This window comes from Selenomonas sp. oral taxon 892 str. F0426 (assembly GCF_000468035.1).
GTDB lineage: Bacteria > Bacillota > Negativicutes > Selenomonadales > Selenomonadaceae > Centipeda.
Map to the genome: position 1 here is coordinate 210365 of NZ_KI260539.1, position 12011 is coordinate 222375.

General features: G+C 56.4%; 9 protein-coding genes. 4 read left to right on the forward strand and 5 right to left on the reverse strand.

Going from position 1 to position 12011, the window contains the following annotated elements; genetic code table 11:
- Positions 1–21: 21 nt before the first annotated feature.
- From HMPREF1992_RS06260 to nadE, 5 genes are all read right to left on the reverse strand, one after another.
- Complete coding sequence (locus tag HMPREF1992_RS06260) at positions 22–1122, reverse strand: metal ABC transporter permease (RefSeq protein WP_021685017.1); 1101 nt, start codon at positions 1120–1122, stop codon at positions 22–24.
- On the reverse strand, positions 1115–1990 hold the full coding sequence (locus HMPREF1992_RS06265; RefSeq protein ID WP_021685018.1) for a metal ABC transporter permease: 876 nt from the start codon (positions 1988–1990) through the stop codon (positions 1115–1117). Before HMPREF1992_RS06265 ends, HMPREF1992_RS06260 begins: the two co-directional genes overlap by 8 nt.
- A 5-nt stretch (positions 1991–1995) precedes the next feature.
- Positions 1996–2715, reverse strand: coding sequence for a metal ABC transporter ATP-binding protein (locus tag HMPREF1992_RS06270; RefSeq protein ID WP_021685019.1), 720 nt, complete (start codon positions 2713–2715; stop codon positions 1996–1998).
- A 135-nt stretch (positions 2716–2850) separates the two neighbouring features.
- Positions 2851–3798, reverse strand: coding sequence for a metal ABC transporter solute-binding protein, Zn/Mn family (locus HMPREF1992_RS06275; protein WP_021685020.1), 948 nt, complete (start codon positions 3796–3798; stop codon positions 2851–2853).
- 162 nt (positions 3799–3960) lie between these two features.
- The gene (gene nadE, locus HMPREF1992_RS06280) at positions 3961–5625 is read right to left on the reverse strand and encodes an NAD(+) synthase (RefSeq protein WP_021685021.1); all 1665 of its coding nucleotides are present in this window, start codon (positions 5623–5625) and stop codon (positions 3961–3963) included.
- A gap of 86 nt (positions 5626–5711) precedes the next feature.
- On the opposite strand from nadE, the gene thrC reads away from it, so the two are divergent.
- The 4 genes from thrC (at position 5712) to dapB (ending at position 12011) form a co-directional block, all read left to right on the forward strand.
- Positions 5712–7202: a threonine synthase gene (gene thrC, locus HMPREF1992_RS06285; protein ID WP_021685022.1), complete on the forward strand. Its 1491-nt coding sequence runs from the start codon at positions 5712–5714 to the stop codon at positions 7200–7202.
- A 163-nt stretch (positions 7203–7365) separates the two neighbouring features.
- Positions 7366–8985 (forward strand): phosphoenolpyruvate carboxykinase (ATP), encoded by a 1620-nt coding sequence (pckA, locus tag HMPREF1992_RS06290; RefSeq protein WP_021685023.1) that lies wholly within the window; start codon positions 7366–7368, stop codon positions 8983–8985.
- 78 nt (positions 8986–9063) lie between these two features.
- A complete protein-coding gene (gene recG, locus HMPREF1992_RS06295; RefSeq protein ID WP_037358786.1) occupies positions 9064–11130 on the forward strand; it encodes an ATP-dependent DNA helicase RecG in 2067 nt (688 codons plus the stop codon).
- 92 nt (positions 11131–11222) lie between these two features.
- Positions 11223–12011, forward strand: coding sequence for a 4-hydroxy-tetrahydrodipicolinate reductase (gene dapB / locus HMPREF1992_RS06300; protein ID WP_037358788.1), 789 nt, complete (start codon positions 11223–11225; stop codon positions 12009–12011).

Here is a 12011-nt window from a genome sequence, read left to right on the forward strand (position 1 = left end):
TGTTTCGTACAGCAGCTTTTTTTAGATGTAATATCTCCTGCAGAGCGCCGTATACGCCGCCGCGCCAGCGTCTGTCAGCAGATAGTAGCTGCCGTCCTGCCGCAGGAGATGACGCTCCATCAGCTCGCGGCTCACGCGCCGCACCTTGGACTCGTCCCATTTCAAATGGTCGCCGATCTCGTCCCTGTGGTTTTCGGCGCTTTGAGTGTGTTCCGCAGTATGTCTGCCGATGTGGAGGAGGAAGAGGTCGCGCTGCATCTGACGTATGCTTTGACAGCGGCGGATGTAAGATGTGATCGCGCCCTTCGGACTTATCAGGAGGGCGAGTATGTAGACAAGCATATTTATGACAGCGCACAGCCCCGCGATCGAGGCGTTCATATGTACGGCAAGTGTATAGCCGATGACTGAGTTCAGAAAGCTGATGAGGAGCGCGAGAAGGAGGGTATGCGACAGATGCTTTGTGAAGAGGAGCGCCGACGCACCGGGAGCGATAAAGAAGGAGATGACGAGAATTGCACCGACCGCGTCGAATGCTGCGACCGTGGTCAATGAGGTGAGTGACATAAAGGCATAGAAGAGGATGCTTGTCGGCACGCCGATGAGCCGTGCATACTCGCCGTCAAAGGTAGAGACCTTGAGGTCCTTGTAGAATATGGTGATAAATGCAGCGATGACCGCGATCAGACTGCCCATCTTGAGCGCGGCGGCGGCAATCTCCACACCGCCGATCTCCACCGTGTTCAGTCCCGCATAGATGACCTCACCCATGAGTACCATATCGGTATCCAGGTGCGCGTTGCCTGCGTATTTGCTGATGAGAATGACGGCGAGTGCAAAGAGGAGAGGGAAGATGACGCCGATGGCATCATCGTATTTGACGAGACTCGTCTTGCCGAGCAGTTCGACAAGCGAGACGGTAATGACGCCCATCAGCGCCGCGCCAAAGAGCAGCCACGGGGAGCCGAGATCATGCGTGAGAAAGAAGGCAAGCACGATGCCGAGCAGAACAGTGTGACTGATCGCGTCCGCCATCATCGAGAGGCGGCGCAGGATGAGAAAGACACCGAGCGGCGCACATGCTGCTGCCGTCAGGAGGAGTACGAGGAGTGCGTCATCCATTGATCTTCCTCCGTTTCAACACTCTGCCGAGAATCCCCTTTGTCCCGAATAGAATCGAGAAAAAGGCGATCAGCGAGGCGACGAGAATGATGGAGGGACCCGTGGACATGCCCTGCTCAAGTGTGCTGATGTATGTTCCGACGAGTGCGGAGACGGCACCGATCAGGCTGCTCAGGAAGAGTACGCGGGAAAGCCTGTTTGACCACTGGCTTGCCGCGACGCAGGGAATGATAAGAAATGAACTGATCAGGATTGCGCCTACCGCTTTTATCCCGATGCCGATGACGGCAATTGTCATGACGAGCAGCAGGATGTTCAGCAAGCGGCAGGGCAGTCCGACGACTTCTGCGTACTCCGCATCAAAGACGAAGAGCTTCAGCTCCTTGTAAAAGAGCAGGAGCAGGATGAGTACAACAGCGGAGACAATGCAGATGAGCTGTACGTCTGCCTCAAGCATGTATGCCGCCTGTCCGAAGATGTACGTTCCAAGTCCCGCCTGTGATGCACCCGCATAGTCGGGATTGCCCTGAATAAAGCTCTTGAGCGTCATGCCGAGACCGAAAAAGCCCGAGAGAAAGATGGCGAGATTTGCGTCGAGTCCGAGGCGTTTGTCCCTGTGTGCGAGCTGGATGAGTGCATAGCTTGCCGCGCCCGCAGCAACTGCGCCCAGGAGAAGGACGACAGGACTGCGCGTTGCAAACACCATGTAGGCAAGTACAATGCCGGGGAAGGTCGAGTGCCCGATCGCGTCGCCGATGAGGCTCTGTCCCTTGTAGACGCTGAATGCACCCACGGGAGCAGCGGCAACGGCGAGGATGACGCTGCCGAGCGCGACAATCTGGAAGGTGTAGTTCGTCAGAATATCCATCGTACTCACTCCCTCACGCGGTAGGCGAGCGCAAGTGCCGCCTCCTTGTCCAGGTTTGTGAGATAGTCCGATGCCTTGACCGTGCGGTTCAGCACGACGAGATAGTCGAAGTAGGCATCGAGGGTGCTGAGATCGTGGTGGACGGCGATGACCGTGCGCTTTTCCCGCTGCAAATCCATGAACTTATCCATGATGATGTGCTCCGTCGTCTCATCGACGCCCGCAAGTGGCTCGTCCATGATGTAGAGCTGTGCGTCCTGCGCGAGTGCGCGTGCAATAAAGACACGCTGTTTCTGCCCGCCGGACAGCTCCGAGATCTGACGATCTGCGAAATCCGCCATCTTCATCTTTTCGAGCGCGTCCATCGCAAGTAAGCGATCTTCCTTGCCGGGGCGGCGCACGAGTCCGAGATGGGCATAGCGTCCCATGAGTACGACATCAAAGACTGTCGTCGGGAAGTCCCAGTGGACGGTGCCGCGCTGCGGCACGTAGGCAATTTCTTTGTGGACGGCAGAGAGAGGCTTCTCCCAGAGGCGTACTTCACCTGAGACGGGCTTTAGGAGACCGAGAATTCCTTTGAGGAGGGTGGATTTGCCCGCGCCGTTCGGACCTACGATTGCGCAGCGCACGCATTCCGGAACATCGAGGTCGATGTCCCAGAGCACGGGCGTCTCACGGTATGCCATTGTGAGGTCTTCGACGTGTATGACGCTGTTTTGTTGCATTGAGTATCACCTCGCTCATAGTATTATCTTCCCTTATGTAAATGTTGCTGCTGATCGTTCAAAGCGCCCCTTTCGGCTCGCTGCGCTCGCCACTTCCCCCGTTTCGACGGGGGAAGCTTTTCACCTAAGGCGAGCCTACTTCAAATGCGAAACAATTAGATCGACATTGCTGCGGTACATCGTAATGTAGGTATCGCCCTTCTGTCCCTCGGGTGCGAGCGAGTCGGAGAAGAGTTCATTGCCCTCGCCGCCGACGATCTCCACATCGAAGCCCTTCGTCTTGCAGACCTCCTGCAGCTTCTTCATGCGCTCGGGATTCGTCGTACTCTCGGCAAAGACGGCCTTAACCTTATGATCGACAATGTAATTCGCCGTCTTTTCGATGTCCGCATTTGCAACCTCAGAGTCCGTGCTGACACCCTGCGGTGCGATGACGTTTACGTGGTAGCGATGGGAGAAGTAATTGAATGCGTCATGTGGAGTGACGAGATTGCGCTGTCCCTCCGGGATCTGTGCAATCTTTTCTGTGATTTCCTTATCGAGTGCATCGAGGTCAGCAAGATATTTTTTCAGATTCTCCTGAATTTCCTTCTCATGCGTGGGGAGCAGCTTGATGAGCTGCTCTGCTGCCTCCTCTGTCGCCTGCTTGTAGAGTGCGACATCAAACCAGAAATGCGGGTCGACGATCTTCTGGCCGTCCTCCTCCATGTAGTTGATGTTCGCGTCTGCAAAATTCTTTGTGACGGCAGCGCCCTTCTTTTCGAGCACTTCTGCCATCTTGCCCTCGAAGTGCAGGCCGTGGTAGAGGAGGAGGTCGGCCTTCTTGATCTTTTCAAGGTCAGCGGGCTGCGCGACGTAGAGATGCGGATCCTCACCTGCGGGGATGATGAGCTCGATGTTCACGTAGTCGCCCGCAAGCTGCTTTGTCATATCCTGCAGGAACGAAGTTGTGACCGTGACCGTTTTCTTTGCGTCGGCTGCCTTATCACTGCTTCCGCCGCCTCCGCAGCCGACAGCAACCAGCGCCGTCAGAGCGAGTGCGAGGGTGAGCAGAAGTTTGAAATAATTTTTTTTGATGTTCATTGGAGACACCGTCCTTTCATTTGTATTGAGAATAACACAAAAAATTAATCTTGTAAATGAGAAAATTTCTCAATAGTGAATTTTTTTGGGGAGGAAAGAAAAAGCCTCCCCCGTTCGATACGGGGGAGGGGGACCGCGCAAGCGGTGGAAGGGGCGCTTGTTTCAGTTCCCGAGCAGTTTTGCCTTCAGTGCGCGATAACGAATTGTCTCATACGCACCGATCTGAGACTCGGGATGGTCGCTGCCGTATGCGCACCCGCTGACGGACAGCAGCGGCGGCGACTGGATGCGCTTGGCGACGGCCATACCCGTATAGAGCCTCCACCAGCGCTCAAGGTCGGAGATAAAATCTGCCGCTGTGGAGAAATATTCTGCGACAAGGCCTTTCTCACAACCAATGTACTCCTCGAGGATGCCGTCCGCATAATGTGCGAGGATGTCCTCGGGGATGCAATTCTCTTCGGTAAAGGCGCGGAAGAGGTAGTCGTGATACGGGTAACGAATGGGGTCTCCCTTGCCCTCGTCGACGTTCTGTGCATCGGAGAGTTCTGCGCTCGGTACGATGTCGATGATTCCTTGGGGGATGACTTCGCGTCCGTAGACGGTATCATTCAGATAGCGTGCGAGATCGTAGATCTGATACTTCCAGAGGTCGGCGAGCGCGGAGAGGAAGCCCGCCTGATCACCGTAGAGGGTCGCGTAACCGACGGTGGACTCCGCCTTGTTTGCGTTGCAGGTAAAGCCTGCGCCCCATGCGGCGGCAACGGCGGAAAGGATGCGTGCGCTGCGGTCGCGCGCCTGTATATTCTCGCGCACAAAGGAGGAAATCGTGAGGTGCTCGCCCTCCGCCGCACATTTCCCCATGATGGGAACAGTCGTGAGCTGATCGACCGTGTGCGTAACACTCTCCTCAATTGGTACGATCATGTGTCGGCAGCCGAGGTTTTCGGCAAGCCGCGCCGCAAGCCCCTTTGTCGTTGCGGAGTTGAAGCGGCTCGGCATATTGACGAGCAGGACATTCTCTGCGCCGATTGCGTCCACGTAGACGGCGGCGGCGACGGCGGAGTCGATGCCGCCCGATATGCCGATGACGACGCGCTCCATGCGGATGCGTGCAAGGAACTTCTGCACGGTGTAACGGATCATGCGGTGGATGGGAGCGATGGGAGGCTCTGCAGGGGACGATCCGGCAGAGGGAAGCGCGTCCGTGTTGACGATGGTCACACCCTCTGTATAGGCAGCGGACATAAGGACGCGTTCACCGTTTGCACTGAATACCTGTGCCCTGCCGGGGAATGCGTAGACGGTCTTGCCCTTGTCCTGCAGTCCAAGTGTATTGATATAGCAGATCGCCTTGCTTTTTTCGTGTGCCGTCTCGCCAAGGGCGGATGCGCCGAAACAGATGGGGAAGGGACTCGCATCTGCGGCGAGGATGATGTTCTCGCCGGGCAGTTCATAGAGCAGCGGAGCAAAGTGATTTCCCGTGCCGTGCAACGGCGTGCGCACGACCTCCGTGAGTACACCGTCCCGTGCTTTGACAAGTGTGCGGCAAACACCGGTACAGCTGTCCGCCTGTGCAGCACTGCCAAAGACCACGGTGATGCCCTCTGCGGCAGCGGCAATCTCCTCGGAATAGTCCGCGAGGTCGCGCAGGAATGCGGACTGCTTCCATACACCGCCGAGAAAGAGCCCCGAGAGACTAAGCGCGGGGAAGAGGGCAAGCTCTGCGCCTGCCGCCTTTGCCTCTGCAATCTTCGCGCGTATCGCTGCTGCATTGAGGTCGGGGCGTCCGGGAATGACCTCCATTGAAATCAGTGCAATTTTCATAGGGAATGCTCCTTAGGTTTGATTTTTATTCCATAGAAATGGTATAATTCAGTGATATAAGTATAGCACACATCATTCGCGAAAGGATGTATACAATGGACTATTTCAGCACGCGCGGTGCGGAGGAACGCGTCTCCTCGGCGGCGGCGATCCTCCAGGGTCTTGCCTCCGACGGCGGTCTCTATGTGCCCGCCGCATTTCCGCAGATAACGCTCTCTGAGATTGCGGCGTTTGCTCCGCTCTCGTACGAGGAGCGTGCCGTGCGGATCCTGCGCCTCTATCTGACGGACTACACGGAGGAAGAGCTGCAGGGCTGCGTCAGCCGCGCCTATGGCCATACGTTTGACGATGTGCGGCGTGCGCCCGTGCGTGCGGTCGGTGCGCTGGAGGTGCTCGAACTCTGGCACGGCCCGACGAGCGCATTCAAGGACATGGCACTGCAGCTGCTTCCGCAGCTGATGAGTACCGCACGGAAAAAAATGGGCGAGCAGGATACCATCCTCATCCTCGTTGCGACATCGGGCGATACGGGCAAGGCGGCACTTGAGGGATTTGCAGACGCCGAGGGTATCCGCATCATGGTGTTTTACCCCGATGGCGGCGTCAGTCCCATGCAGCGGCTGCAGATGGTGACGCAGGAGGGCGCGAATGTCAGCGTCTGCGCCGTGCGCGGCAACTTCGACGATGCGCAGCGCGGCGTGAAGGAGATCTTCGGTGATGCGGCGATGGCAAAGGAACTCGCGGCGCTCCATACCAAGCTCTCGTCCGCGAACTCGATCAACTGGGGACGCCTTGTGCCGCAGATTGTCTACTATTTCAGTGCGTACGCCGACCTTCTCGCCGAGGGGAAGATCGCGGCGGGCGATGCGGTCAACTTTACCGTACCGACGGGGAATTTCGGCAACATCCTCGCGGGCTACTATGCAAAGCGCATGGGTCTGCCCGTCGGAAAGCTCATCTGTGCCTCGAATGCCAACAATGTGCTCACGGATTTTCTGCAGACGGGCATCTATGACCGTAAGCGTGATTTTTATCAGACGATATCGCCGTCGATGGACATCCTTATTTCCAGCAATCTTGAGCGCCTTCTCTATCATCTGACGGAGAATGCAGGACAGGTCGATGCGTGGATGAGGTCGCTTACCGAGGAAGGCAGGTATGACGCGAGCAGTCTCCTGCCCGCGCTCAAAGAGAATTTCTGGGCGGCGTTTGCGGACGATACGGCGACGGAGGCGGAGATCCGCACAGTCCATGAGCGGACGCAGTACACACTTGACACGCATACGGCGGTTGCCTATCGCGCAGCGGAAGGGTATCGGAGCGAGACGGGGGATACGCGCCCGATGATCGTGCTCTCGACGGCAAGCCCGTACAAATTTGGCGCAAGTGTGCTCCATGCATTTGGTGAGACTGCGGACGGAATGGACGAATTCGCGCAGATGGAACGCCTGCAGGAACGGAGCGGTATGGTAATTCCGACACGTCTTGCGGCTCTGCGCGGGGCGAAGATTCTCCACGAGGACAGCTGTGCAAAGGATGCCATGCGAGCGGCAGTCCTCACGTTTGCGCGTGCCTGAGAAAAATAAGCGAACAATAAAAATTTTCACAGAGAAGAAGGATTTCCAGAGTATGTGAAGAATTCACACTATAAGATGTGTTCGTCCATAATAATAATGATGTGAGGCGGTATTTCCGCGGCGCATCAATGAGCCAAACTTTTTTGGAGAAAGAGGTTATCATATGGCAACGATTGATCTGACACAGTATGGCATTACAGGCACGACGGAGATCGTTCACAACCCTGACTATGACCAGCTGTTCCGCGAGGAACTGCGCCCTGATCTCGAGGGCTATGAGCGCGGGCAGGTGACGGAGATGGGCGACGCCGTCAATGTCATGACGGGTATCTATACAGGACGCTCCCCAAAGGATAAGTACATCGTCGATGATGAGACATCACATGATACGGTCTGGTGGACATCCAAGGAATATCCAAATGATAACCATCGTGCGACGCAGAAGGCATGGAACGCCGTGCGCGAGATCGCGATCCGTGAGCTCTGCAACAAGCGTCTCTTCGTTGTCGATGCATTCTGCGGTGCCAACAAGAATACGCGTATGGCCGTGCGTTTTATCGTAGAGGTTCCCTGGCAGGCACACTTCGTCACGAATATGTTCATTCGTCCGACGGCAGAAGAACTTGAGAACTTCAAGCCTGACTTTGTCGTCTACAACGCAGCAAAGGCGCGTGTCATGCACTTCGGTGATCTCGGACTCAACTCTGAGACGGCGGTGATGTTTAACCTCACGAGTCGTGAGCAGATCATCATCAATACGTGGTATGGCGGCGAGATGAAGAAGGGTATGTTCTCGATGATGAACTACTACCTCCCCCTCAAGGGCATCTCCTCCATGCACTGTTCGGCAAATACGGACAAGCAGGGACAGAATACAACGCTCTTCTTCGGCCTCTCCGGCACAGGTAAGACCACGCTCTCGACGGACAACGAGCGCCTTCTCATCGGCGATGATGAGCATGGCTGGGATGATGAGGGGGTCTTCAACTACGAGGGCGGCTGCTACGCGAAGGTTATCAATCTCGATCCTGACGCAGAGCCCGATATCTACCAGGCGATCCGCCGCAACGCTCTGCTTGAGAATGTTACGGTCGATCTCGCCGGCCGTGTGGACTTTGCGGATAAGAGCGTGACAGAGAATACACGCGTCTCGTATCCGATCAATCACATTGAGAACATCGTGCTCGGCCATGTCGCGGACAAGTCCGCAGGCCCGCATGCAAAGCACGTTATCTTCCTCTCGGCGGATGCGTTCGGCGTTCTGCCGCCGGTCTCGATTCTGACGCCGGAGCAGACGAAGTACTACTTCCTCTCGGGCTTCACATCGAAGCTCGCTGGCACCGAGCGCGGCATCACGGAGCCGACGCCGACGTTCTCGGCATGCTTCGGACAGGCGTTCCTCGAGCTGCATCCGACGAAGTATGCGGATGAACTCGTTCGCAAGATGGAGGAGCACGGCTCGCGCGCCTATCTTGTGAACACGGGCTGGAACGGCACGGGCAAGCGTATCTCCATTCAGGATACGCGCGGAATCATTCATGCGATCCAGGACGGTTCGATTGACAGTGCGCCGACGAAGAAGATTCCGTATTTCGACTTCGAGATCCCGACGGAGCTTCCGGGCGTTGATCCGAAGGTCCTCGATCCGCGCGACACCTATGCGAGCCGCACGGAATGGGATGAGAAGGCAAAGGATCTTGCCGAGCGTTTTATTAAGAATTTCAAGAAGTATGAGGGCAACGAAGAGGGCAAGGCTCTCGTATCCGCGGGACCGAAGCTCTAAGTTTTACCGTAGAGAGGAAGCTGCTGCAATGATTGCGGCAGCTTCTTTTTTGAGACAATGGAGGAAGGAGGAACGGGGGTGCAGCTCACTGACAGCATTAACAAGGTTCGCGGTGTCGGCGTAAAAAAGGCGGCGGCGTTTGCGCGTCTTGGGATTTGTACGGTTTATGACCTCCTGACCTACTATCCGCGTACCTATGAGGATCAGAGCCATACAACGCCGATTAACCGTCTGCGACCGGGTGAGCGATCGACCGTGCTTGGCGTTATTCAGTCGGTGACAGAGCGGCCGACACGGCGGCGCTCCTTTACTGTCCTGACGGCGATGGTCGGAGATGGAACCGGCTATGTCCAGGCAGTTTGGTTTAATCAACGGTTCCTCAAGTCAAAGCTGCGTGAGGGACAGCGCATCCTTCTTTCGGGCAAGGTGGACTATGCCTACAACACCAGAGGACAGCTTGCTATATCGGGCATAACCTCCTTTGAAATACTCGGCACGCAGGATGCGCCAGAGGAATATCTCGGCATCCTGCCCATCTACGGAGCGACGGAAGGACTCACGCAGAAACAGCTGCGCCAGATGGTGGAGTATGCTCTTGTGCAGACGGAGGGCGCGCTTTCAGAGACGCTCCCTGCGCGTATTCGTGAGGAATATCGCCTGATAGGGCGTACCGCAGCGTTTCACCGTATTCATTTCCCAAAACAGGAGGAAGAACTGCTTGCAGCACGCCGCCGCCTCGCATTTGAGGAGCTTTATCTTATCCAATGCGGTTTGCTCGCGCTCAAAAAGCGTACAGCAGAAGAGCAGGAGGGGATCACTCATGCGACGGGCGGGGCGCTTGCTGCGCGCGTGCTGGCGGCGCTTCCCTTTGACCTGACAGCAGATCAAGAAAAGGTGTGGGAGGAGATCAAGCGTGATATGGAGTCGCCGCTCCCGATGCGGCGCCTTGTACAGGGGGATGTTGGCTCGGGCAAGACGGCGATTGCCCTGCTCGCACTCGTTAAGACGGTCGAGAGTGGACAGCAGGGGGCGCTGATGGCACCCACGGAAATCCTCGCGCGTCAGCACTATGAGTATTTGCAGGAACTTCTCGCACCGCTCGGTGTGCGCGTGGGTTTCCTCTCGGGACGGCTCACAAAAAAAGAGCGCACAGAGATCGCAACAGCGCTTGCCGCCCATGAGGTGGACATTGCTGTTGGGACACATGCGCTGATTCAGGAGTATGTTGCGTTTGATAAACTTGGACTGGTGGTGACGGATGAGCAGCATCGTTTTGGGGTGGCGCAGCGTGCAGCGCTTGAGAAAAAGAGCACAGTAACCCCAGATGTGCTTGTCATGACGGCAACGCCGATTCCCCGCACAATGACGCTGACCGTTTACGGTGATCTTGATGTTTCGCGCATAGAGCACCTTCCTCCGGGGCGCCAGCCGATTCGCACATTCCTCCGCGATGAGATGGCACGCGAAAAGATCTATGCATTTGTCCGCAAAGAAATCGAGAGCGGACGGCAAGCCTATGTCGTCTGCCCCCTCATTGAGGCGAGTGAGGAAAGTGATCTCCCGTCGGCAGAGGAGGTCTATGAGGAACTTGCACACGGTATCTTTTATGGAATCTCATGTGGACTGCTCCACGGGCGGATGAAATCAGCGGAGAAGGAGGCGGTAATGAGTGCCTTCTATGCGGATGAAATCAAACTGCTCGTGTCGACTACGGTCATTGAGGTCGGTGTCAATGTGCCGAATGCAAGCATCCTCGTCGTCGAGCATGCGGAGCGTTTCGGACTCGCGCAGCTGCATCAGCTTCGTGGACGCGTGGGGCGTGGCTCCTATGCCTCCTACTGCATCCTGATTGCGGGGCGCAGTGCATCCTCGCAGGAACGGCTGAAGGTGATCGAGCAAACGAGTGATGGGTTTCAACTTGCTGAGGAGGATTTGCGTCTGCGTGGTCCCGGACAGTTCTTCGGTGCAATGCAGCATGGTCTGGGGGATCTCAAGATCGCGAATGTATTCACCGATATGGATCTCCTGCTGCTCGCACGGCGAGCGGCACTCGCTACCGTCGATGATCCTGCTATGTTCTCCTTTGTTCTGCCTGCACTCATGCGTCAGTATCGCGAACAGTTCGCATATATTCGGGAGGTTTGATGAGAATCGAGGAGCATACACGTTGTATTCCTTGACATGCGGGGATTCTCTGGGCTAGAATAGCCACATATTGTTTTTGGGAGGAGATTGTCTTGACTAAGGTTTTGGTAAACGGTGCTGCAGGACGCATGGGGCGCGCGGTACTCAAGGCTGTGATCGACGATGCAGATTTGACCCTCGTCGGAGCGGTGGACATTACGGGCGGAGCGGATGCAGGAGAACTTGCGGGTACGGCGAAGAACGGTATCATCGTAGAGACTGATCTCGCGGCTGCACTTGAACGCCTGCATCCCGATGTGATGATCGACTTCACGCGGCCAGACGTTGTCTATGGGAGCGTCTTGACAGCACTTGCACATAAGGTATCCCCTGTGGTTGGAACAACGGGACTCACAGAGGAGCAAAAGGCGGCGATCAAGGCTGCTGCAGATGAGCATGACACCCCCGCGTTCATCGCACCCAATTTTGCCATTGGTGCTGTGCTCATGATGCTGATGAGCCGTATGGCTGCGAAATACATGCCCGATGTCGAAATTATCGAACTCCACCATGACAACAAGCTGGATGCCCCCTCCGGTACAGCGGTACAGACAGCGGCAATGATCGCTGAAGTTCGTAATGAGCACAGGCAGGGCCATCCAGATGAGGAGGAGAAGATCGCAGGGGCGCGTGGTGCAGCCTACGAGGGAATGCGTATCCACAGCGTCCGTCTGCCGGGCTACGTGGCGCATCAGGAGGTCATCTTCGGCGGACTCGGGCAGACACTTACGATCCGCCATGACTCGCTGAACCGCGAGTCTTTTATGCCGGGCGTCGTGCTCGCGGCGAAGAAGGTGCGCGGGCTCAAATCACTCACAGTCGGACTGGACAAACTGCTGTAA

What these genes read in the sequence shown, in the direction of transcription:
- HMPREF1992_RS06260 (WP_021685017.1), bottom strand. Translation starts at nt 1,122, where the DNA reads ATGGATGACGCACTCCTCGTACTCCTCCTGACGGCAGCAGCATGTGCG.
- HMPREF1992_RS06265 (WP_021685018.1), bottom strand. Translation starts at nt 1,990, where the DNA reads ATGGATATTCTGACGAACTACACCTTCCAGATTGTCGCGCTCGGCAGC.
- HMPREF1992_RS06270 (WP_021685019.1), bottom strand. Translation starts at nt 2,715, where the DNA reads ATGCAACAAAACAGCGTCATACACGTCGAAGACCTCACAATGGCATAC.
- HMPREF1992_RS06275 (WP_021685020.1), bottom strand. Translation starts at nt 3,798, where the DNA reads ATGAACATCAAAAAAAATTATTTCAAACTTCTGCTCACCCTCGCACTC.
- nadE (WP_021685021.1), bottom strand. Translation starts at nt 5,625, where the DNA reads ATGAAAATTGCACTGATTTCAATGGAGGTCATTCCCGGACGCCCCGAC.
- thrC (WP_021685022.1), top strand. Translation starts at nt 5,712, where the DNA reads ATGTATACAATGGACTATTTCAGCACGCGCGGTGCGGAGGAACGCGTC.
- pckA (WP_021685023.1), top strand. Translation starts at nt 7,366, where the DNA reads ATGGCAACGATTGATCTGACACAGTATGGCATTACAGGCACGACGGAG.